Origin of the sequence: Pandoraea anhela (assembly GCF_902459655.1) — a bacterium.
Lineage (GTDB): Bacteria > Pseudomonadota > Gammaproteobacteria > Burkholderiales > Burkholderiaceae > Pandoraea > Pandoraea anhela.
Map to the genome: position 1 here is coordinate 18,802 of NZ_CABPSB010000029.1, position 22,203 is coordinate 41,004.

The 22,203-nt window shown below is 60.1% G+C and carries 18 protein-coding genes; 10 read left to right on the top strand and 8 right to left on the bottom strand.

Annotated features, from left to right (window positions below):
• Window positions 1-136: 136 nt before the first annotated feature.
• Window positions 137-454 (top strand): hypothetical protein, encoded by a 318-nt coding sequence (locus tag PAN31108_RS24480; protein WP_150671362.1) that lies wholly within the window; start codon window positions 137-139, stop codon window positions 452-454.
• Here the strand turns inward: PAN31108_RS24480 and PAN31108_RS24485 are convergent.
• Window positions 448-1,386, bottom strand: coding sequence for a LysR family transcriptional regulator (locus PAN31108_RS24485; RefSeq protein ID WP_150671363.1), 939 nt, complete (start codon window positions 1,384-1,386; stop codon window positions 448-450). The genes PAN31108_RS24480 and PAN31108_RS24485 overlap by 7 nt on opposite strands.
• Window positions 1,387-1,594: 208 nt before the next feature.
• Between PAN31108_RS24485 and scpC the strand changes: the two genes are divergently transcribed.
• Window positions 1,595-3,091: a succinyl-CoA:acetate CoA-transferase ScpC gene (gene scpC / locus PAN31108_RS24490; RefSeq protein ID WP_150671364.1), complete on the top strand. Its 1,497-nt coding sequence runs from the start codon at window positions 1,595-1,597 to the stop codon at window positions 3,089-3,091.
• Between the two features lie 328 nt (window positions 3,092-3,419).
• On the opposite strand, the gene PAN31108_RS24495 is transcribed toward scpC, so the two are convergent.
• The 5 genes from PAN31108_RS24495 to PAN31108_RS24515 form a co-directional block, all read right to left on the bottom strand.
• The gene (locus PAN31108_RS24495) at window positions 3,420-4,997 is read right to left on the bottom strand and encodes a methyl-accepting chemotaxis protein (RefSeq protein ID WP_150671365.1); all 1,578 of its coding nucleotides are present in this window, start codon (window positions 4,995-4,997) and stop codon (window positions 3,420-3,422) included.
• Window positions 4,998-5,282: 285 nt separating this feature from the next.
• Window positions 5,283-5,639 (bottom strand): GFA family protein, encoded by a 357-nt coding sequence (locus PAN31108_RS24500; protein ID WP_150671366.1) that lies wholly within the window; start codon window positions 5,637-5,639, stop codon window positions 5,283-5,285.
• Between the two features lie 276 nt (window positions 5,640-5,915).
• Window positions 5,916-7,799, bottom strand: coding sequence for a methyl-accepting chemotaxis protein (locus PAN31108_RS24505; RefSeq protein ID WP_150671367.1), 1,884 nt, complete (start codon window positions 7,797-7,799; stop codon window positions 5,916-5,918).
• 253 nt (window positions 7,800-8,052) lie between these two features.
• Window positions 8,053-8,781, bottom strand: a complete 729-nt coding sequence (locus PAN31108_RS24510) for a GntR family transcriptional regulator (RefSeq protein WP_150671368.1) — start codon at window positions 8,779-8,781, stop codon at window positions 8,053-8,055.
• A gap of 19 nt (window positions 8,782-8,800) precedes the next feature.
• Window positions 8,801-9,829: an asparaginase gene (locus PAN31108_RS24515; protein ID WP_150671369.1), complete on the bottom strand. Its 1,029-nt coding sequence runs from the start codon at window positions 9,827-9,829 to the stop codon at window positions 8,801-8,803.
• A gap of 142 nt (window positions 9,830-9,971) precedes the next feature.
• Between PAN31108_RS24515 and PAN31108_RS24520 the strand changes: the two genes are divergently transcribed.
• Window positions 9,972-11,327, top strand: coding sequence for an MFS transporter (locus PAN31108_RS24520; protein WP_150671370.1), 1,356 nt, complete (start codon window positions 9,972-9,974; stop codon window positions 11,325-11,327).
• A gap of 1 nt (window position 11,328) precedes the next feature.
• Here the strand turns inward: PAN31108_RS24520 and PAN31108_RS24525 are convergent, their stop codons facing one another.
• Entirely contained in the window at window positions 11,329-12,219 is an 891-nt protein-coding gene (locus tag PAN31108_RS24525; protein WP_150671371.1) for a LysR family transcriptional regulator, read from the bottom strand.
• 162 nt (window positions 12,220-12,381) lie between these two features.
• On the opposite strand from PAN31108_RS24525, the gene PAN31108_RS24530 reads away from it, so the two are divergent.
• The gene (locus PAN31108_RS24530; protein WP_150671372.1) at window positions 12,382-13,488 is read left to right on the top strand and encodes an agmatine deiminase family protein; all 1,107 of its coding nucleotides are present in this window, start codon (window positions 12,382-12,384) and stop codon (window positions 13,486-13,488) included.
• A gap of 11 nt (window positions 13,489-13,499) precedes the next feature.
• Here the strand turns inward: PAN31108_RS24530 and PAN31108_RS24535 are convergent, their stop codons facing one another.
• Window positions 13,500-13,778 (bottom strand): hypothetical protein, encoded by a 279-nt coding sequence (locus PAN31108_RS24535; protein ID WP_150671373.1) that lies wholly within the window; start codon window positions 13,776-13,778, stop codon window positions 13,500-13,502.
• 963 nt (window positions 13,779-14,741) lie between these two features.
• Here PAN31108_RS24535 and PAN31108_RS24540 point away from each other — a divergent pair.
• From PAN31108_RS24540 to PAN31108_RS24565, 6 genes are all read left to right on the top strand, one after another.
• Window positions 14,742-16,616 (top strand): hypothetical protein, encoded by a 1,875-nt coding sequence (locus PAN31108_RS24540; RefSeq protein WP_150671374.1) that lies wholly within the window; start codon window positions 14,742-14,744, stop codon window positions 16,614-16,616.
• A 310-nt stretch (window positions 16,617-16,926) separates the two neighbouring features.
• Window positions 16,927-17,739 (top strand): hypothetical protein, encoded by an 813-nt coding sequence (locus PAN31108_RS24545; protein ID WP_150671375.1) that lies wholly within the window; start codon window positions 16,927-16,929, stop codon window positions 17,737-17,739.
• Window positions 17,740-17,953: 214 nt separating this feature from the next.
• Complete coding sequence (locus PAN31108_RS24550; protein ID WP_150671376.1) at window positions 17,954-18,703, top strand: DUF6602 domain-containing protein; 750 nt, start codon at window positions 17,954-17,956, stop codon at window positions 18,701-18,703.
• 89 nt (window positions 18,704-18,792) lie between these two features.
• The gene (locus PAN31108_RS24555) at window positions 18,793-19,770 is read left to right on the top strand and encodes a DUF2971 domain-containing protein (protein WP_150671377.1); all 978 of its coding nucleotides are present in this window, start codon (window positions 18,793-18,795) and stop codon (window positions 19,768-19,770) included.
• A gap of 28 nt (window positions 19,771-19,798) precedes the next feature.
• On the top strand, window positions 19,799-20,116 hold the full coding sequence (locus PAN31108_RS24560) for a hypothetical protein (protein ID WP_150671378.1): 318 nt from the start codon (window positions 19,799-19,801) through the stop codon (window positions 20,114-20,116).
• Window positions 20,117-21,502: 1,386 nt separating this feature from the next.
• A complete protein-coding gene (locus PAN31108_RS24565; RefSeq protein WP_150671379.1) occupies window positions 21,503-22,054 on the top strand; it encodes a 3'-5' exonuclease family protein in 552 nt (183 codons plus the stop codon).
• Window positions 22,055-22,203 lie beyond the last annotated feature (149 nt).

Below are 22,203 nucleotides of genomic sequence, written 5' to 3' on the forward strand. Positions count from 1 at the left end.
TTACGACCCGTATTTTCCCCTTGGGGGACGGTAGGACACCGTTGAGACATCCGTGGCACATCAGTAGGACGAAAGGGGGTCGGGACTCGGTTACTTTGCCGACTTCCGCACTCCCGATACGACACCGCCCCCCGCCATGACACTCAAATTTCGCAATCCGGCGAGCGGTGACGTCATCGAGATCTCGCATTTGTCCTGCATCGCGGCCTTCTTTCTCGGCCCGCTCTACCTGCTGGCGAACGGGTTCCCCCGGCATGCGCTGCTATGGACGCTGCTCGCCATCGGCCCCGCGCTGCTCTGGAAGGAGTCGTTTCTGGCGCTCTCGCTGCCAGCGACATGTCTGCTCTACGCGGTGATGATCCATCCGTTGCTCACGGGCAGATTACGCGCGAACGGCTGGGAGCCGACCGACGACGACGCCTTGCCCAGCCCGCGCCAGCGCGGTTATCACTGAGTCGCATCGACGGGATTGTCCGCAGAGCGCGGTGAATCCAGCGCATTCCCCGGCATCATCGCAATGAAACGATCGAGCGCCGCCGACCCATGGTCGGCGCGATAGGCGAGACTGATGGGTGCGAGCGGCACGTCCCCCCCGGCGGCGTCGATCGGCCAGAAGCCCATGCCCGGCGTGCGGATCTGACTCACCGACGCCGGCACCAGCGACACGCCGAAACCCGCAGCCACCATCGGCACGATAGACGTGATCTGGGGCGCCTCCTGCCCCAACGTCGGACGGAAACCCGCCGCCTCGCAGGCCGCGATCGTCCGGTCGTACAGCGCGGGGCTGATGTCGCGCGGCAGCAAAATAAACGCGTCCTGCGCGAGCGCGGCGAGCGGCACGCGCTCGCGCGCGCACATCGGATGTCCGAGCGGCAGCACCACGACCATCGGCTCGTCGGCCACCAGCGCACTCACGATTCCGTCCGGAACCTCGAACGGCGTGCGGATGAACGCGGCGTCGACAGCGTCTTGCGTCAAAGCGCTCAGCAGACTCGCGGTATTGCTCTGCTGCGGATGCAGTTGCACGTCGGGATAGCGCGCCCGGAAATCACGAATCCAGGCCGGAATGCGGGGTTCGAAGTAGGTCGCCCCGGCGAAGCCGATGCGGATGTGCCCCGCCTCACCGCGTGAAATCTGCTGCATGCGGCGCTTGGTCCGGGCCACACGCTCCAGAATCTGCTGCGCCTCCGGCAAGAACGCCTCCCCCAGTTCCGTCAGCACGACATCGCGAGGCAGGCGCACGAACAACGGCCCGCCCAACTCCGCTTCCAACTGACGGATCTGCAGGCTGAGCGGGGGTTGCTGAATCCCGACACGCGCCGCCGCCCGCGTGAAATGACGCTCCTGCGCGACAGCAATGAAATATTGCAGATGCCGCAATTCCATAACCGCTCCCCGGTCAGCCCGGCGCCACCGGACTTTGCCAAATCAATACATAAAAAGTATGGAAACAACGCGTTCAATATATTGGAAATGTGACCGAGGGGTCAATACACTTCGGATCAAGCGCAGACCGGCTCACCCATCGCGGCCGCGCCGGGAATCCCAGCGATTCAAAAAATAGATCGAGAGAAGAGACACGAGGAGCCTCACGATGTTTGAAGACCGCATTCGCCTGGCGTCGCTACGCGACCGGGTGATGAGCGCCGACGACGCAGCCAAGCTCGTCGGCGACGGCATGGTGGTCGGCATGAGCGGATTTACCCGCGCCGGCGACGCCAAGGACATGCCGATCGCCCTGGCCAGACGGGCAAAAAACCATCCCATGAAGATCACGCTGATCACGGGCGCATCGCTGGGGCACGACTCCGACAAGACGCTCACGGAAGCGGGGCTGCTCGCCAAGCGTCTGCCGTTTCAGGTCGACACCACACTGCGCAGCGCGATCAATCGCGGCGACGTGATGTTCGTCGATCAGCATCTCTCCGAGGCCGTCGAATTCCTGCGCGCCGGGCAGTTCGGCGCGCTCGACGTCGCCGTGATCGAAGCCGTCGCCATCACGGAAGACGGCGGGCTCGTGCCGAGCTCGTCGGTCGGCAACTCGGCAAGCTTCGCGATCCTCGCGCAAAAGGTCATCGTCGAGATCAACCTCGCGCAGCCGCTCGCGTTCGAGGGCATGCACGACATCTGGATTCCGGGTCAGCGACCGCACCGCACGCCACTGCCTATCGTCGACGTACGCGATCGCGTCGGCACGAACGTGGTGAAGATCGCGCCCGAGAAAATCGCGGCCATCGTCATCACCGACACGCCGGACAGCGCCTCCAACGCCTTGCCGCCCGACGCCGACACGCAGCGCATTGCCGGCCATCTGATCGAATTCTTCCAGCACGAAGTCTCGCGCGGCCGCCTGCCGCGCACGCTGCCCGCGATCCAGTCGGGCATCGGCACCATTGCCAACGCGGTGCTCACCGGCTTCATCGACTCGCCCTTCGTAGACCTGACGATGTACTCGGAAGTGCTTCAGGACTCGACCTTCGATCTGATGGACGCCGGCAAGATGGTGTTCGCTTCGGGTTCCTCGATCACGGTGTCGCAAGCCGTGCAGGACCGCGTGTTCAAGCATCTGGAGCGCTATCGCGACAAGCTCGTGCTGCGTCCGCAGGAAGTCAGCAACCATCCGGAAGTCATCCGGCGCCTGGGGTTGATCGCGCTGAACACCGCGCTCGAAGTGGACATCTACGGCAACGTGAATTCGACGCACGTCGGCGGCACGCACATGATGAACGGCATCGGCGGCTCCGGCGACTTCGCCCGCAACGCGCGCATGGCCATTTTCGCGACGAAATCCATCGCCAAGGACGGCAAGATTTCGAGCATCGTGCCGATGGTGCCGCATGTCGATCACAACGAGCACGACGTCGACATCATCGTGACGGAACAGGGCCTGGCCGATCTGCGCACGCTCGCGCCACGCGAACGTGTGAATCTGGTGATCGACAACTGCGCACATCCGAGCTATCGCGATGTGCTGCGCGAGTACTATCGCGACGCCCTGCGTTACGGGGGGCAAACGCCGCACGCGCTGGAGCGCGCTTTCGATCTGCACGTCAATCTGCGCGAGCGCGGCGCGATGCTGGCAGGCAATTAGGTCGGGCGACAGCGAGCGGTCACGGTCGGTTGCGGCAGCCGGCCGGCGCCGCTAAATCCGCTGAAGCCGCCAGAGCCGCCACCGACATCGGCGCCGGCCGCCATTGCCGGGGGGCAGGCGACCGGACGCCGCTTGGCCGGCATCGGTGGAGTTCACAAGACTCGCCGATGCCGAGAAGAACGTGAGACGCATGCGGTCTCATGGGCCGGACGCTGGTGAGAGCGTTCCGGCATTCACGGCTCGCCGGCATACGCGGGCGAGCCGTTTTTTACATCAGGCACACATCAGGCACACCACGGCCCGATCACGTCGTCAGACCATCAGGCCATCAACCGTTGCCCCTGATGGGCCCCCCTTCGATCCTGAAGATCGACACCAATTCGCGCAGGCCGCTCGATTGCGCCGCCATCGACTGTGCCGCCGCCGACGCCTCCTCCACCAACGCCGCGTTCTGCTGCGTGACGGTATCCATCTGCATCACCGCCTGATTGACCTGTTCGATGCCCGTGCGTTGCTCGGTCGACGCCGCAGCGATTTCCGCCATCAGATCGGTCACACGTTTGATGGCATGCACCACTTCGTCCATGGTGCCGCCGGCCTCCGCCACGAGCTTGGCGCCATCGCTCACCTGCCGCGTCGAGGCGTCGATCAACTCCTTGATCTCCTTCGCCGCGTTGGCGCTGCGCTGCGCGAGCGTTCGCACTTCACCGGCAACAACGGCGAAGCCGCGCCCCTGCTCGCCTGCGCGCGCCGCTTCGACAGCGGCGTTGAGCGCCAGAATGTTGGTCTGGAAAGCAATGCCCTCGATCACGCTCGTGATATCGGCCACCCGCGCAGAGCCGTCCGAGATCTCGCGCATCGTCTCGACCACCTGGCGCACCACTTCACCGCCACGCAGGGCGATTTGCGACGCGTTCGACGCCAGCACGTTGCCCTGCTCCGCGTTATCCGCGTTTTGCTTGACGGTGGTCGTGAGCTCTTCCATGCTCGCCGCCGTCTCCTCGAGCGACGCCGCCTGCTGCTCCGTGCGCGACGACAGATCGGTGTTGCCCGCCGCGATCTGCGCCGAGCCCGTCGCAATACTTTCGCTGGTGTTGCGCACCTGTCCCACGACCTGCGCGAGCTTGGTGTTCATGTCGCGAAGCGAGCCGAGCAATTGGGCGAGTTCGTCCTGCCCATGCACCTCGATACGCGAGCTGAGATCGCCGCGCGCCACCGTCCGCGCAATGTCCACGCACCAGCCGATGGGCACGGTGATCGAGCGCGTGATGAGCCATGCGATGACGCTCGCCACGACCAGCGCCACCAAAATCAGCACGAGCGTCGCGACGAATGCGGTGTGATAGTTGCTGGTGGCCGCCTCCGACGCACGCGTCGCCCCGGCACGGTTGACTTCCACGTGCGCCCGGAGCTTCGCGGAGAGCGCAGAGAACGGTTTGGTCCCCTCGGCCATGGCAACGGAACGTGCCAGCACCTTCGCGTCGCTATCGCCCTTCTCCAGATCGGCGACGCGGTTGTCGATGGCGAGGTAGCGGGTCCAGGCTTCGCGCACCGCCTCGTAGGCGACACGGTCTTCGTCTGACGCGATCATGTCCTTATAAGCGTCGAGCGTCGTGTTCATGGTGTCGATCGCCGCCTGACGCTTGGCCGTTTCGTCCGCACGCGTCGTCTCGTCGGTCGAGAGCAACAGCGCGAGCGTGGCGCGCCGCGTGGCGTTCGCGGCCGCCTGTGCCGTGCCCAGCATCTGCACGCTGGGCAGCCAGTTATCGGCGAGATCGCGCGTACCGCCATAGATGCGCGAGGCCTGCAAAACAGCCATGCCACCCACGATGCACAACAGAATCAACGTGATGGCGAACCCGACACTCAGCCGTGTGCCGATTTTGAGACTACTCAAGACCTTCATGCCCGCTCCATATGCGATAAAACGATAACAATCGCATGCCATAACGGGCGACCATTCAAAAAACTTGAGCCAATAATACCCTGATTCTCACAGAATGACTTTCACGTTATTTCAATAAGCCGAAATTTAATCGCAAACCGATTATTCTCGGATGCCGGTTTTATTTGTTAAACCCCCTCAATAATATCCATTAAAATATATTAAATTATCTATAAATTAAAATACAAAGCGGGTCACGGACGCACCGTGATGCGCTGTCCGCACGCCGAAAGCCTTCCCCTTAGGCTACCGGCTGGCGCCGTCGAACGCCGCCGGATGGACCGCCTCGAGATCGATGTCGTCGATACAGCGAACATTGACTGCCGCCATCGTCGAGCCGTCGGGCATCTGCCCGAACGCAAACGCTTCAACCCCACAATTCGGGCAGAACTGGTGCCGAATTTTGTGTTTATTAAAAAGATATTCCCGCGCGCTTCCCTCACCCGCCGTTTGCGAGAAATTCGCGATGGGTGTAAATGCAAGAATCAATCCACGCTTCTTGCAAATAGAACAATTGCACGTAATTGTTTTGGACAAATCAATATCTGCGGTAAAGCGTAAATCACCGCAATGACATCCACCGGAGTATTGCCGATTCGCCATGACGTTTCTCCTACGAGTGAGGGAAGGTCCGGCGGCGAGAATTCGTATCGTGCGCGATCTCGACCACGCGCCGCGATTTCCGCATTCAGAGGGGACGGGAAACCGGGAAAGCGCCGCCGGCGTGCGGTCTATTGTGCGCCAGAATCCTGCTCATACTGCGAATCCGGAGAGCACGAGGCACATAGAGAACACGGAGAATCCGGCACGGGGGCAGCGACCAGCAGGAATGCCGGTCGCTTCGGGGGAGGGAGAGAAGGATGCGGCGCGAGAAGACGCTCAGGCGGCGAGCGCCGGTTCGTTGCGTTGTGGCGGGCGGCCACCGCGCTGCGAATGCACGACCGTCACGCCATGCCGGCCAGGTTCGCGCAGTTGGAACAGCGCCACCGTGTCGGCCAGATTGCGTGCCTGCTCGCTGAGCATGGCGGAAGCAGCGGCCGACTCTTCCACCAACGCCGCATTCTGCTGCGTGGACTGGTCCATCTCGGCCACACTGCGATCGATCTGGCTGATGCCGGTGCTCTGCTCCGTCATGGCCGTGTGAATCTCACCGATCAGGCGGCGCACGCGCGCAATGCCGTCGACGATTTCCCCCATCGTGTCGCCCGCGGCCTGCACACGCTGCGTGCCGCTATTGACGTTTTGCACCGACGCTTCGATAAGCGTCTTGATTTCCTGCGCGGCCGCAGCGCTGCGCTGCGCCAGCGTGCGCACTTCTCCGGCGACTACGGCAAAGCCGCGGCCCTGCTCGCCGGCGCGTGCCGCTTCGACGGCGGCGTTGAGTGCAAGAATGTTGGTCTGGAACGCGATGCCGTCGATCACGCCGATGATTTCGGTAATGCGCTCCGAGGACTGCGCAATCTCGCTCATCGTGGTGACGGCGCCGGTCACGACATCGCCACCACGCGCAGCGGCTTCGCTCGCGTCGTTGGCCAGACGCGTGGCCTGCTCGGCGGCCTCGGCCGTCTGCCTCACGCTCGCCGTCAGTTCCGTGAGCGCCGCCGAGGTTTCCTGCAACGTGCCGGCAGACGCTTCGGTGCGTTGAGACAGATCGCGGTTGCCCATCTCGATTTCGCTCGTGGCGGACGTCATGCCGTGCACCCCCGAGCGCACGTCGAGCATCACGGTGCTGATCTTGTCGACGAATGCATTGAACGACTTCGAGATCTGCGCGACTTCGTCATGACCGACGACATCGAGGCGACGCGTCAGGTCGCCGCCGCCCGAGCCGATGGTGTCCATGGCGTCGCGCACTTGCGACAGGCGGCGGAATGCCTTCGACGCGAAGAAGCTCGCGATACCGATGGCGCACAACGTCAGCACGATCAGCGAGATGACCGTGCCGCTCAGCACGCGCGAGAGCCCCGCCGTGGCTTCCGCTTTGTCGAGTGCGACGACGAACAGCCAGTCGGTGCCCGGCACCGGCTGCGCCTTGATCAGTTTGGCGGCGCCGCCGAGTTCGACTTCCGTCGGCTCGCTCGCGTGCACCATCTGGCCCAGCGCGTCGGGTGTGAGCGCGGTGGCGAGATCGCTCGACTGCTTGAGCATGAGCTTCTCGTCCGGGTGCGCGATCACGAGACCGTCGCGCGAGACCACGAACGCGAGGCTCGACGGCGTGGGGTGCACCGCCTTGACGACATCCTGCACGGCGTCGAGCGGCACGGCACCGCTCACGGCGCCCAGCGTCTGACCGTCACGCAGAATCGGCGCGGCGAACGACACGTACAGCTTGCCCGACGCGATATCGGCATACGGTTTGACGACGGTCAATTTGCCGGCGGCCGTCGCCCCCTTGTACCAGGGGCGTGCGGTCGGGTCGTAGTCGGGCGGCGTGGGGCCGCTGGAGAAGTAAGACTTGTCGCTCCAGCCAATGCTGGAGATCGGGAAACCGTTGGTCGCGCCGAGCAACTTCGTGAGGGCGACGCCTTGCTCGCCCTTTTCGACGGCGGCGGCAGTGCCTACGACCGACTGCCCCTTGGCAGCGGCCCAGCGCTCCACGGCCAGCGTGTTGCCGCGCGCCACGGCGTCGAGCGTGTCGGAAATGGTGGACATCATGCTGTTGCGCACGATGACGTAAGTGGTAATGCCGGAGAGGATCAGTGCGCCAATGACGGTGGCACACGCGATCAGAATGATGCGTGTTCTAAGGGAAGAGACTGTCATGCTGTCGAGGCAGGCCTGCGGCTAGGGGGATCGAAAGACAGGAGACCGGCACCCAGGCTACCGGCTCCACGAGGTGGGAGATTCCACCTAAGACGTTACGGCAGGCGTTGAGAAAACTTTAGGTGTTAACCCGAAAATCAGGCCGACAGTTACCCCGAAAAAGCATCGCAAGCGGGCAAAAAACACACCCGACGCTATCGTTACGGATAGCGAAGCATTGGGGATACGAAGAGAAAACGGCACATCGCGAACGTCAGTCGTTTGCCGCCGCTTCGGCTTCGCTTTGCTCGATGGCCTGAACGATGATGCGCAGCGTCGCGTCGAGATGCGACTGCGTATGCTTGCGTGCGGCGGCAACATCACGGGCGCGGTACTCGTCGAGCATCGTCTGGTGCTCCTGATTGCTCACGTCGACATGCACGGGCCGCATATAGAGCGACAACGCAATGTAGGGACCGGACGCGTCGCGCAAGGTCTTGATCAGATGCGCGAGACGGGAGTCGTCCTGCGACGCCCACAACGCCGCGTGAAACGCCTGATTCAGTTCGGTCCATTTGACGACGTCCGTCGTCGCGAGCATCTCGTCGTGCAACGCCTGCGCGTGGGCAATGTCCGCTTCGCGCATCGTCGCCATCGCCTGCTCGGCCATCATCGGCTCCAGCGTCATGCGCAGGCGATAGATCTCATTGACGTCGTCGATCGTGAGACCGCGCACGACCGCGCCGCGATGCACGTCGAAAAACACCAGCCCTTCGGAGACCAGCGTGCGCAAGGCTTCGCGCACAGGCGTCGTCGACATCTCGAGACGGCGCGCAAGATCGTCCTGACGCAGCCGGTCCCCCGCCTTCAGGCGGCCTTGCAGAATCTCCGTGCGCAGGGTCTCGATGGCGTATTGATACGCGGTGAGCCGGCGGCGGCCCGACGTGGCGGACGAGCCCGGGGCGCTCGATAGCGTGCCAGATGCGGAGGACGTGCTTTTCAAAGGCGTGTCGTGTGAAGATTTATTGACGCGTGAGTTTACTCCAATTCGCCAACGCGTCTGCGATGTCTGCGGCGACGGTGCCCGAGGCCAGAAGCGCGCTCACGAGCAGTCGCGACTTGAGCGCAGACAACCAGCCGGACAAGTGAGCGCCCCGTCGCGCGAGATCGATTTCCGAGCCCACGTAACCGTACGTCTGCGACGCCGTCGAGCCGCTTCCTGCACGGCTCGCGATCACGACCGGCACCTGCGACGCCAGCGAACCGATCCGCTCCGCGAAGCCGAACGACACGTGTCCCGCGCCCTGCGCCGCGATCACGAGCGCCTCGTAACCGCCCTTCACCGCCATCTCCGCGAGTTCCCCGTCGTCCCCGAGGACCGCCGTCACCAATGCGACCTTCGGCCACGCGCGCACCGGCCGGGGTAACGGCTGCGCACGCGTCGTTCGTCCGTGGAAATACGTGGGACGCCCTTCGACGAGGCGCGCCGCGACACCGCCGTCGAGCGATTCGAACGCCTGCACGGCCAACGCGTCGCGCTTGCTGACCCAGCGCGCGTAATGCACCGTGTCGTTCATCACGACCAGCACGCCGCGCCCGGCGCTGTCCGGATGGCACGCCGTGCGCACGGCGGCGAGCAGATTGGCCGGACCGTCGGCACCTGCCGCCTGCGGCGCGCGCATCGCCCCGGTCACGATGAGCGGCGCCGGCGACTTCCAGAACAGATCCAGCAGGAACGCCGTTTCTTCCAGCGTATCGGTGCCCTGCGTCAGCACGACCCCGCTCGCCCCGTCGTCGATCTGCTGCTCCGCCCACGTCAGCGCGGCCATCAGGTCGTCATAACCCAGCGACGCGCTCGGCAACTGACGCAACGATGCCGTACGGATCGTCGCAACGTCGGAGAGTCCCGGCACGGCGCGGGCGAGTTGCGTGGCGTCGAGGGTCGGAACGACGCCGCCCGCCGCGTCGGAGGGCGTCATGCTGATCGTGCCGCCGAGCGAAGCGACGGCAACCGTAGGACGCGTGGTAGGCGAGTGATGAGAATTTGTCATGACGGAAGGATTCGGGGAAGTGGAGGCGTATTTAATTTCGGTTGATATGCATTGTGCATTATATATAATCGACAACCGTTTGCGAAGGGCACCGCGCGCTTCGCGACACTCCCCCAGAGAGAAACCCTTGTCAGGAGACGTCATGCAACCAACCACTGTGGGCCATCCGGCCACCGGGGCGACCCGATACCGATTCGCCATGTTCGCGCTGATCGTGGTGATCGCCCTCGTGAACTACATCGACCGGGGCGCGATTTCGTACTCTGCCGCGCAGATTACATCGGAATACGGCTTCGACCGGGCGGGATGGGGCGCCGTCCTGGGCTATTTCGGCTATGGCTACATGTTCGGCGCGCTCTTCGGCGGCGCGCTGGCTGACCGCCTCGGTGCGAAGAAGGTGTGGGTGATCGCCGGCGTTGCCTGGTCCGCATTCGCCATCGCCATGATCTGGGCGGGCGATCTCGGGGTGGCGGTCTTCGGTGGCTCGGCGCTCACGGGTTTCGCCACGATTCGCGTGCTGTTCGGCTTCGCCGAGGGACCGGCCTACTCCATCATCAACAAGACGATGTCGGCATGGGCCTCGCCGTCGGAGCGCGGTTTCGCGGTCTCGATCGGGCTGCTGAGCACGCCGCTGGGCGCGCTGCTCACGGCGCCGGTAGCGGTGGGTTTGCTGATGCTCACCGATAGCTGGCGCACGATGTATGTCGTGCTCGGCGTGGCCGGTTTCGTGCTGATTGCCCTGTTCGCGCGCGTCTACACGAATCGCCCGGAGGACAACCCGCGCGTGAATGCGGCGGAGGTCGCGCAGATTCAGGCGGGACGCGCGCCGCAGCACGCGTCGTCGGCCGCTGCCGCCCGCGAAATGCCGTGGTGGAGCTTCTTCAGGAGCAAGACGCTGGTATTCAACTCGATCGGATATTTCGCCTTCGTCTACGTCAACTTCATGCTGCTGACGTGGACCCCGAAGTATCTTGCCGACGAGTTCCATTTCACGCTGTCGTCGATGTGGTACATCGGCATGATTCCGTGGACGGGGGCATGCGTGACGGTGCTGCTCGGCGGACGCATCTCCGACTGGCTGTACCGCAAGACCGGCAAGCTCGTGATCGCGCGCAGCTGGTTTGCCGCAGCGTCGCTCACTTGCACGACGCTGTGCTTCCTGTTGGTATCGCAAGCGCAGAGCGTGTGGGCCGTGATTGCGCTGATGACGCTGGGCAACGCGCTCAATGCGCTGCCAAACTCGGTGTACTGGGCAGTTGTGATCGACACGGCGCCGACACGTGTGGGCACGTTCAGCGGCTTGATGCACTTCATCGCAAACATCGCTTCGGTGCTTGCCCCGACGCTGGCAGGCATTCTGTCGGCGAAGTATGGCTACTCGTCGATGTTCGTCGCCACAGCGGTCGCCACGGCGATCGGGGTATTTGCGATGTTGCAGGTGAAACCCGGCGTGGGACCGAAACCCGGACGCTCGACAGGCGCCACCGTCTCGGCTTGATTCAATCGCGACCGGCCGTCTCGATCAACCAGTCGAAGACCGCTGTCACCACCGGCGAGCGCGGCTCGCCGGCCACGCGCGAGACCCACCACGTGCGGCCTTCGATGCGGGGATAGCCGCTCAGTATGCTCAGGCGCGCCTGCCGCAGACACTCGTCGGCAACCAGGCGTGAGACACAGGCGATCCCCCGGCCTCGCAGCGCAGCGTCGAGCAACAGCCGCGCGTCATCGTAGATCGCCTGTTTGCGAAACGGCGCGAGTTGATGACGAAAGAGCGCCGCCGTGTCGTCGAGGGTGAAACTCTCTTCCAGGCAGAGGAGCGCCGCCATTTCCGGGTGCTTCACCAGCGGAACATCGGCCAGTCGCCTCGCGAGCCCCGCCTCCGCCACGATCACCCATTCGTCCTTCAGCCACGGCACCTCGTTCAATGCCGTCTGCCGAAGCGGCCGATCGCTGATCGCGATATCGATGTCCATCTCGTCGATGAAGCGCGCCGATTCGTCCGTCGACAACATTGGGCAAAGCGCCGGCACGCGCGCCAGCAGATCGTCGAGACGCGGACTCAACCAGCCGTGCAACACTTGCGCCGGCCCGGCGACGACCACCAGCCCGGGATCCAGATACGTCGCGATGCGGCCCAACCCGCTGCGTAACGTATCGACCGAGCGTTGCACGCTACGCTGCAACACCTCGCCCGCCACCGTCAGTTCGACACCCCGGCCCACACGCCGGAACAACGGCTGACCGACTTCCGCCTCCAACTGCTGCACCTGATGGCTGATGGCCGACTGGCTGACATGCAATTCGTCGGCCGCTCTCGAGAAATTCCCGTGCCGTGCGGCAGCCTCGAACCCCATGAGCAATTTGAGCGACGGTATTCGCTGCCGAGTCATTGCGCCTCCGAAGATATGAGAAAATTTGATCAATAGTAACAAAACATCTCGTTTTTCTTTATCGATGCCGTACCTCAAACTGCGTGAACTGCCAGACTCGCAGACGCACACGCGGTCACTCGACGGCGTCACCGTGCGCAACATCATCAAGAGAATTGGGAAATGCCGACAAGGCGAGGCTTTATGAAGACGGGACTGACCGTATCCGGGGCAACGATGCTCGCGGGCGCGTGGGGCGGTGGGTTGATGCGCGCGGCGTTCGCCGGCGGCGTGTCCGAATGGCGCATGCCGGACGAGAGCGATCGTCATGCCGCGACGTGGATGGCGTTCGGGCCGAGCGAAGCCGTGTGGGGACGTCGTCTCCAGCGCGCGGCGCAGGAAGGACTCGCCCGCATCGCGCAGGCGATCGGCAGCTTCGAACCCGTCAACATGCTGGTTCGCGAGGACGATTACGAGGTGGCGCACCGCATGTGCGGCAACAAGGTCAATCTGATCGTCCGCCCCATCGACGATCTATGGATGCGCGACACAGGCCCTGTCTTCGTTCGCGGCTCCCGGGGCGAGATGGCCGGCATCGATTTCAACTTCAACGGTTGGGGTGGCAAGCAGACTTGCGACGACGATGCCGAAGTCGCCGCGTTCGTCACCGCGAAAGCCGACGTTCGCCGATTGACGACGCGTCTGGTACTCGAAGGCGGCGGCATTGAAGTCGACGGCGACGGCACCGCCATCATCACGCAGAGTTGCGTGCTGAACCGCAATCGCAATCCGGGCTGGAGCAAAACGGCTTGCGAAACCGAGTTGATGCGCTTGCTTGGGCTGCGCAAAATTCTTTGGTTGCCCGGGATCGCCGGCAAGGATATTACCGACGGGCACACCGATTTTTATGCACGCTTCGCGCGTCCCGGCGTGGTGATCGCGCATCTGGATAACGACACATCGTCTTACGATCATGCCGTGACGAAACGCCATCTCGATGTTCTGCGTCAGTCCACTGACGCCGCCGGCCGCAAGCTGCAAGTGGTCGTCCTGCCCGGCCCGGACAGCGTACGGAACACTTATGCGTCGGACGGATTCGCTGCCGGATACGTCAACTTCTACGTGTGCAATGGCGCCGTCATCGCACCGCAGTTCGGCGATAGCGCGACGGACAGGCGCTCGCGGGACACATTGCGCGACCTGTTTCCGAAACGCGAGATCGTCCAACTCGATATCGACGGCATTGCCGGCGGCGGGATTCATTGCACGACGCAGCAGCAACCGGCCTGATACGCAAAGCGTTATTCCGCCATCGCTCGAAGGCATTCGTTCCGGCTTTGCGGACCGCTCAAGCCGTTCACGAGCAGCGGGACTTTACGCGACATGTTCAGCACGACGATCTTTCCAGTGCTGGCCGCCGCCGCGCGAACCGTCTCTCCGACGGCAATTCGCGCAGCGCCTTTTTCCTGCCCCGGCTGCCGGAACATCTCGAACACCGCATAACTTCCCGATGCAAAGTGCACAACGAACCGCCCGCGCGATTCGTCGACAGCATCGATCACCCCCTCTTCCACTTCCATTGCCGTGTGCTCCGTTCGTGCGGGTCTTCGTGTTGGTATTCGTATTCGTTCGGACAACAAAAAAGGGCCAGCAGACCGTGATCTGCTGGCCCTATTCCTGGTAGGCCGTGCTGGGTTCGAACCAGCGACCAAGGGATTATGAGTTTGCGATTAACACTGTCTGCGTGGAGACAGTTGGGGCATATCAGCGAAGGAGAAAAATGAAAAATCAAATGTTTTCAACAACTTACATGAACACAAAAAAATTTAGAGGTGTCTAGCGAAACTTACAGCTGTACCGCACGTGTACCGCCCCCTCCTGAGCCAACACCGACTTCGGGAACGAGCAGACAAAACTGGGCTGACGACTATCGCGAACTTATGGTGCTCTGTCAGTTGTCACTTCGTGCATCCGACCACATAACGGAAGAGCTGCTGATCCAAATTCGCATGGCTGCACTAATACTAGCTCTGGCTGGATTCGTTCTTGGCGTTTTCGCGGCGGGCATCTGGCTTCAGGCAAGTCGCGTCCACGTTAGCCCCCCTCTGGGAAGATCAAGAACCGCGATACCCGGTGATACCGCAGGCCGAATGGATCGTCAGATTATTGCAGGCATCGACGGAACCAGCACTTTTGAACAGGTGAGCAGCAATGTTGCCCCCAATCGCAGTGCCGCTGACCACAGGCTCTTGCGTTGCAGGCCCACTCACATAGGAAAAGGTGTCGGCAATCGCCCCTCAAATAGCCGGGGAAGCATACAGAGACCACCGACGGCGAGTTTGCGCCGACTTTCCCTAGTTCTAATTAGCCAGCACCGCACAAAAAAACAGCCCGCACAAGGCGGGCTGTCGAATAGACGGGGCGGCGGATACTGCGGAACGACGTCCAGGCCAGCAAACCCTAACCCCTTTTTTCTATCGATGGAGCATCACTCATCCATCTGAGTAGTTAGAATACCCGTTTCCCCATACTTTTGCAACCCGATGCGCATTGACTCGAAGATTACGCCCGAACATGGGCTTGAGGTCCGGCAGCAGTTCTTTTGCGAGTGCTGGTTCAATCTGGTGCATGCGACATCCATAGACGCGTTTCGTGTCCGAGCGATGAATCCCGAGAATGTCGTGCGCGAATTGCTGAAGATGATCAACTTCGAGCATGCCACCGAAACCGATCTCGGTAGAGTTGCGGCTGAAGCGGCTGACATCTTGTCAGAGTCCGTCGTGCTACGTGGCCCCGAGTTTTCCCCCAGCTACCCACATCTGCTAGCGCTGTTGGTAAACGCGAAGCCTAAGGAAGTCGACAAGATGGGAGAGGGCGAGCTAAGTAAAGCTTGGGGACAAGCGCTTTCGAAGCATAAATCTCTCGTCGACGCATTCGCGCGTGAACTTGAATCAGCCATGCGTACGAATTTCGTGCCAGCAAGTACCGCGTGGCTGATGCGCGAAATCACTTTGGCGGATCCTCCCGGGCCCCTGACGCCACTCGCATCTACATTCACACAAATCGCAAGCGTGCTCGATACGCTGCTGAGTACCCTCATCAATCGCGGATGGAGTATCGAGTCTCTCTTTAGCTTCTATCGCATGGTCCTTCTCCCTCCGCTAAGGGACGGGGATGACAAGCCGATGTATCGCTTCGATGACGCTTTTGGTGCAGTTTGTGAACGCCTTGCCGCAGAGCCGAAGCCCTACCGGGTCACCTTCGCGATCTTCAATGTGACCAAACCTGATCAATTCCCTGAGCTCGTAGGAGACATCGAATTCAAATCGCTCCCACCAGTAGTCGGGGAGAAATCTAGCAACTATGTCAAACGGTACGCGCAACCCGGCGGCGGCCGCCTATTTGCCACCATGACCGTTTCCGCCGAAGACGGGCGCATCGCGGGTTCGATCGCCAGCGATCGCATCGGGCAGGTTCTCGACGTGGTCCGATATGACTACGAGCGAAAGAACATCCAACTGGCACAGAGTTTCCTCCTAGAAAAGGGGGATAAGCACATGAATCTCGCGTTACCAGGAACGGTGCCTAACCCAGACTCGTCCTTGAGTGCAGATCAGTTGGACCATTTTATGAAGCGCCTTCAGGATCTCGTAAACAGTGGAACACTCTCGAGCGACGCAAAGGACCGAATCTATTCAGCATTTCGTCTGTATCGAATTGGTGCCGACACACTGAATTTCGAGAACAAACTCGTGAACTGGTGGACGGCGGTAGAATTTCTTGTCAAAGGCGCGAGCAACGGTAGTGCGGGAATTGGGGCCGGCGTTGAGCATTCACTGGCGCCCACGGTGACGCTCTCCTATCTCCCGAAACATCTCGCGGCTCTGCGCGGAGTCCTCGTAGACCTGAAGATTGAACTACGTGACGATGCTGATGAGCCGATCGAGCTGAAGAGTCTTGGTCTGGCCAAGTTCCACGAGTTGCTGCAGGAGCAACGTCACCGCGACAGCATCAAAGACCACTGTGCGTCTCGTCCATTCATCTGGCATTGTGTCGAGCGATTCTTCGCCAACTCGGCTGATCAGAAACAATTTGGCAAAGTACTCAAGAACCACGAGAGACGCGTTCGCTGGCACGTGCAACGCATCTATAGGGCGCGATGCGACATCGTTCACAGCGCCCAACGAATGGTGGACGCCACCTTACTCTGTGCAAATCTCGAGTTTTACCTGAAGACTGTCCTATCGACCTTCCTTGAGGCCCTACATCGACACCCGACGCTGAGAAGTCCTCGAGAGTTCTTCGACCGCCAACAGCATGCCTACCATAGCGTCTCAACCGAATTGGCCCAAGGCAAAGCTACGGCACTCCTCACGCTGCTCGCAAATAAGGATGAGGTTGGCGCGACAACCGCCTAGCCAGAAGATACGTGACTCGTACGACAACCATTTCCGTAGAAATCTACCAGCAGGTGGCTAGCGATTTCTTCAAGTCCCTCCTACGCTAAAGGGTCGAATTGACGACGTAAGGCCATTCCTGACAACAAGTCCCGTATATGTCGCCATTGGGGCCGCACTTCTGGCCAATATCGTTGCGAGAGAGAAGCTGTGCGCAGCACAAGGCATAGATTCGCAAAGAGTTCTGTCCTGCATCGAGTCGAGACTTGCCCGTGTCAGACTAGGTGACTTGCGTTAGAAAAAACACCGGTGACGCCAGCAGAAGGAAAACATGTCCACAGAGAAAATCGAGCGTAACGGGAGGGACCTCGTAAAGACTGTGGTGCCAGCCTATGACGAGGTTGTCGAACGAAACGAAATCACACTGCTTATGACTCCTGGAGACCTCGCAGTTGTGAACGGCGACCTCGCGTTGACAAGGCGCGGCGATCTTATGATGACCAGCCCCGACTACCACGCCTTTTTCAGGTTAGTTAACTGGTGGCGCTTCAACGTCCCGGTCCTTTCAGCCATGTTCGACTTCGTGTTTCCCGTGGTCGATGGCGCTTTGCGACTTGACCACGAGCTCGAAGCGCAATTCAAGGTGACCGGGGCGAAGTCCCCACATCCGGTCACGAGTTTCGACTATGAGGCTCATCACCGCATAAGTGATGAGAGAGGTGCGGTTGAGGTGGCCCGAGGCGTGTATGCCGGAGCGATAGTCGTTGCGGTGTCCAATACGCTCCAGTCTTTCCGAACGGATATCGGAGGCAATCAGTGCGAATGGGACGCAGCTTCGCCACGCTTTGAAGGGTGCTCCTTCGGACAGGTAATTGTCGCCTCGGCTAACAACGTGCGACACGCTGACGAATGGCAGATCACTAGGCCCCCTACAGCAAGACAGTTGCAATCCATGCACGTGCTCGCCGCCGTATTGAACGAACCGCTTAATCCCATTGATGGGTCGCGGCATAGATTCGGAAGGGAGGTTAGCCCGGAAACGTTACAAGCAATCTGTGGCAGCAAGATCGAGCGCCTTGAAGAGAGCTTCTTCGCCTTTGCAAAGGATCTTTTAGCCCGTCGGGAACTGCGCGGCGCGACCTAAGAAAAAATCGACGCACGAGCGTCCTTCGTCGTTCCCGGCAAGCGGAACCGTTGCGCCTAGCGCCATGCTCCAATATACGGACGCGGAGGAAGCGCCATGCGGGCCCGGTCGCCAAGGTCGGAACAGATCGAGGTGAACACCACATTCGTGAGGCTACCCCAACTGCCACCGGACGCCCCATTTCGGGTGAGCAGATTCTATTCCTGTAGGAAAAGTGGATTTTTTTATTGTGGCTGCGATGAATAGCAAAGAACTTTTCAGGAAAAAACTCGAAGACATCCACACAAACCTTATGATTCGCTACAACGAAACAGCGGGGTTTTCGGCGCCTATCATCGGCATCGAGCGTGAGGTGGTTACTAAGGAATTACTCCAGCGAGTGATTCCCGGTAGTTACAGAGTCGGATCAGGCACTATCCTCGACGCGGCGGGGAATGAAACCGGTCAGGTTGATGCGGTGATTGAAAGATCGTTCTCACTGAGCTTCCCCATTGGCTCCGAGACCAACCGCCTTTACGTAGCCGATTCAGTATGTGCCGCATTCGAGATCAAGTCGGACCTTTACCGTCAGGGCAAGGATGCGAAGAAAAAGATCGAACAGATCCGCAGGTTGCATCGATTCGATCTGGAAACCAGCGACAGGATCGTTCGGGGTGATGCTTTGCTTATCCCTGGGTTCATTATTGGATTCAAGGGGCACTCGACGGCGAAGGCAATCGAAGACAACTACATCGACCCACGCAATCGTTACGCTCCAAGCGGAGTGCTGTCTATCGAGGGAGAGTTGTTCTACGGCTATGCACCGGGAGGTGATTGGCACGTGGCCAAAGGGAAAGCAGCCTGCATTCTGGGGTTTCTCAACTGCATGGCACAGACATTGAGGTTCATGGCGTCAGCCAGAGCAGATCTAACCCGCTACGAGCGGTTAGTGAACCAAGACAACGAGAACGATGACAACGGCTGAAGACACAGAGAGGTCGGAAAATTAAAAGATTTGGCGCGTTTTTTTCTTGTGAAACTGAATTTTTTGCAGTCAGATAAAGGTCGATTTCTATGCTGAACTCTTCGTCGATGCAGAACTTAATCAGTGCGTTGCACAAGCCCTTGTACTCCGATATCGATGTGCGCAAGCATTTACCCCAGAAACGCCCGCTGCTCGCTCACTACACTTCTGTCGATAATCTGCGCAACATAGTGGTTGGCGAGGAATTGTGGCTATCCAATCCGCTCAGCATGAATGACTATGAAGAGTTGTACTTCGGATTGCACCATGGCCTTCAAGCCATCCGCGCGCACAAGGATCTGACACAGGCATGTGAAGCTCTGGGCTGCTACAACGAGTTCACCAGCGCGCTTGACGCATGCAGCCATCGCTTTGACAGCGAGCACGCTCTCGACACATATGTTGCTTGCTTCTCCGAACACGATCCAATCCGGGATGCAGACGGCCGCTTGTCTATGTGGCGCGGATACGGTGGAAATGGCAGCGGTGCCGCAATCGTCATCGACACAGCCCAATTGAACATGACCGAACTATCCCCGTTTCTGATTGCTCCGGTGGAATACCTGAGCACGGAGGCGCGTCTAGCGTGGATCAACCTGCGGCTCGACTTGTTCACAACTACCCTGCAACAGTTGCAGATCAACAAAAATAACGCGGGCCTGGCCGCTGCTATGCTTTTTCAAAGGCTGCTTCAGGCTTCTCTATTTTCCAAGCACCACGGCTTCGCAGAAGAACAGGAGTGGAGAGTAGTCTATTTTCCCGACAGGGACCGCGAGAGCATTTTAAAGAGCATGTTTAGCTATTGGATTGGCCCCGGCGGTGTACAACCAAAGCTTAAGTTTCGGCTCGTCCCCTTGACTGGAATCACAGCCCCGGATTTCGGGCTCGAGAGGCTCGTACACAGCATCATCCTGGGGCCGATCCATAACGCACTGTCTCGCCGCGCGACGCTGCGGATGCTTGAGCTGGAGCGCCCATCCCTGGCCAACCGCTTGCGTGTTTCATCCACGCCATTTCGACCAACCTAGCCAACGAGAGCGGAATACAAGGAAACTCATGAAGACCTACCCGATTCGAGTTGCCCGTAGTAGCTACCGTGGGGCAGATCCAAAGAAGCGAGAGAAGGCCGCCGATTACAATCGGGATGCCGCGTTGCTCGAATCCCGCACAAACGAGCTTCTCCTGAAGCAAAAGGAGCCTGTGCGGTCGTATCTTTGGATGGAGCTGTCCATCGCCGCAGGACTCTCATACGACAGAGTTGCAGAGCTGGGATATTCCATTGACTGTGGAAGTGGGGGCTTTACTGCTTGGAGGCACAACATGACATACGCGGAGGCTATGAATGCGAGCAAGTCAGAAAACGTCGATGACTAGGGAAAACACGCCCAATCGAGCTAGCGTTACAGACAAGCTGTATAGAGCTCCCAGCACGCACTAAACGATCAGGGCGAAATCAAACAATCGAACAGTCGAATGACGATGTACAGGAAACCCTACGCGCTTTGTACCCTTGTGATGTTGTCCGCCTGGTCGACGTTTGTGCAATCTGCCGCACCGGCCGACCAGTCACCCCGAGACCACGTCACATTCCGCTTCGGTCGAGGCGACAACATAATACTTGCGAATACAATCGACCTTACAGAAGACCGTTATATGCCGCCCCCGCAGTTTGACTTTCGCACCCTCTCGGGAATGCGAGGTTATGTGTCCGCATGCGACGGCAGGACCGGTGCCGTCACGCCGGCGCAGATATTTTTTGGCCGCAGAATCAGCTTGGTGCGGGAGGCTGCGCCATCGGGACAAATCGGTTTAGCCGTTAGCGCTTCCGACACCACGTTTGAGGGCTTCGAGAAGGTGCTTGGACATGATTGCGAATACCAACGCCCCATCGTCGACGGGCCCAACCTTCCGTTGACGCATGTACGCATTTCAAGAGGGCAAACAATTTCGCTGCCTACGAGCGATCCGAACGTTACACTGGAACTCACATATCAACCCGGACAGTGACCTCCGAGTTATCGAGTTCCGTTGGAGCCAGCATGAAAACCGGTTGCGCTGCTCTACGGCGAAGGGTCAACAAATGACTGCCATTGCACATCGACTATTCCCTCGTGAAACCGCACGAAAGGCCAAGACTGCCACCGATCTGGTGTTCATGTTTGCGTTGGGCTGCATCTCAGGTGTAATCGGTTTGGTCATGATGGCGACCGGTTTTTAGCCGAGCACTATCGTGTCGACGGTGGACATACGCATTCAAGCTAACGTCTGTTGCCAGATCTGGCGGCAACCTCGCATACGAGCGTGCAATCCGCCCTCAGCGAGGCTTGTGTGCCTGCTGCTGGTTAAGGCAGCAAGCAGCTGCCTGCCAACAGGAAGCGGTGTGGGACGACAGGCGCGCGGACGTTTTGGGGCGGGTCACACAAGACGTATTCGCCCTGTGGCCACAATCCCTCCACACGTGATGCCGCACCTCGGCGATGCAGGTCATTCGGCGAATACAATAATAAGCTCCCGGTTGGGATTCCTCATGCAGACAGATTGGAGAAAACGTGAGCATCTACGACGATGAAACCGATCGGCTTGTGAATGAACTGTTGAGACCGACACTCCACGCGAGAAGGATCCCGTCCCTGACTCTCTTTAACCCGTGTACACGAATGCACCAGCTCTAACGGCTTGGCCACGGTGGTCTGGTTAGGTTTCGCAACCTCGGCCGGTCAACCTTCGTAACACCAAGCTCAGTCAAAAGGCATATCGGCCATGAAGGTTGATGACAAGGTAATCCCCGTGCCTCCAGCTACGCTCGCACGAGCGATCAAGGAGGGGAGAAAACAGGGGCGATTTTCCCCGCGGAGCCCGTGGAAAACGCGCTATTTCCTCGACACAGAGTTCACGGATTTCACTGACAGTCGGCTCATCAGCATCGCAGTTGTGAGCGAAGATGGCCAGGAATTCTATGGGGAAGTGTCTGACTTTGAGCGGTCAATTTGCAGCGACTTCGTGCGCGCCATCGTGCTGCCACAACTCGGCCAATTTCCCGGCCGATCAATGCCGCTTTCACAATTGCGCGACGAGCTGAAGACATGGCTGCTGGCAGTGCCAACCAAGCCCAAGCCAGTACTGTGCTATGACTCGCATTGCGACTACACGCTTATCACAAACCTACTTGGTGGCCCACTGCCACGCGGCTGGAAGCACGAGAACGTGTCTTTGAAGATTGATGCCGAACGCTTCGGGCATTACATCGCCGCGTATGGCGGAGAACATCACGCGCTGCACGACGCTCGGGCGAACGCCTTCGCGTTCAGATAGGGCATTAGCCAGACACGTCCTGAATCGCCGCCGCACCACTCTTTTCTCTGAAGACCGCAAACGCTCCCACTAGCGCCGATGGCTGTATGCCAACTATCGTTGGCGAACTGCAGCTGCTACGTGAGCCGTTGTGGGAGTCATTTCTTGAC

What these genes read in the sequence shown, in the direction of transcription:
- PAN31108_RS24480 (WP_150671362.1), top strand. Translation starts at nt 137, where the DNA reads ATGACACTCAAATTTCGCAATCCGGCGAGCGGTGACGTCATCGAGATC.
- PAN31108_RS24485 (WP_150671363.1), bottom strand. Translation starts at nt 1,386, where the DNA reads ATGGAATTGCGGCATCTGCAATATTTCATTGCTGTCGCGCAGGAGCGT.
- scpC (WP_150671364.1), top strand. Translation starts at nt 1,595, where the DNA reads ATGTTTGAAGACCGCATTCGCCTGGCGTCGCTACGCGACCGGGTGATG.
- PAN31108_RS24495 (WP_150671365.1), bottom strand. Translation starts at nt 4,997, where the DNA reads ATGAAGGTCTTGAGTAGTCTCAAAATCGGCACACGGCTGAGTGTCGGG.
- PAN31108_RS24500 (WP_150671366.1), bottom strand. Translation starts at nt 5,639, where the DNA reads ATGGCGAATCGGCAATACTCCGGTGGATGTCATTGCGGTGATTTACGC.
- PAN31108_RS24505 (WP_150671367.1), bottom strand. Translation starts at nt 7,799, where the DNA reads ATGACAGTCTCTTCCCTTAGAACACGCATCATTCTGATCGCGTGTGCC.
- PAN31108_RS24515 (WP_150671369.1), bottom strand. Translation starts at nt 9,829, where the DNA reads ATGACAAATTCTCATCACTCGCCTACCACGCGTCCTACGGTTGCCGTC.
- PAN31108_RS24520 (WP_150671370.1), top strand. Translation starts at nt 9,972, where the DNA reads ATGCAACCAACCACTGTGGGCCATCCGGCCACCGGGGCGACCCGATAC.
- PAN31108_RS24525 (WP_150671371.1), bottom strand. Translation starts at nt 12,219, where the DNA reads ATGACTCGGCAGCGAATACCGTCGCTCAAATTGCTCATGGGGTTCGAG.
- PAN31108_RS24530 (WP_150671372.1), top strand. Translation starts at nt 12,382, where the DNA reads ATGCCGACAAGGCGAGGCTTTATGAAGACGGGACTGACCGTATCCGGG.
- PAN31108_RS24535 (WP_150671373.1), bottom strand. Translation starts at nt 13,778, where the DNA reads ATGGAAGTGGAAGAGGGGGTGATCGATGCTGTCGACGAATCGCGCGGG.
- PAN31108_RS24540 (WP_150671374.1), top strand. Translation starts at nt 14,742, where the DNA reads ATGCGCATTGACTCGAAGATTACGCCCGAACATGGGCTTGAGGTCCGG.
- PAN31108_RS24545 (WP_150671375.1), top strand. Translation starts at nt 16,927, where the DNA reads ATGTCCACAGAGAAAATCGAGCGTAACGGGAGGGACCTCGTAAAGACT.
- PAN31108_RS24555 (WP_150671377.1), top strand. Translation starts at nt 18,793, where the DNA reads ATGCTGAACTCTTCGTCGATGCAGAACTTAATCAGTGCGTTGCACAAG.
- PAN31108_RS24560 (WP_150671378.1), top strand. Translation starts at nt 19,799, where the DNA reads ATGAAGACCTACCCGATTCGAGTTGCCCGTAGTAGCTACCGTGGGGCA.
- PAN31108_RS24565 (WP_150671379.1), top strand. Translation starts at nt 21,503, where the DNA reads ATGAAGGTTGATGACAAGGTAATCCCCGTGCCTCCAGCTACGCTCGCA.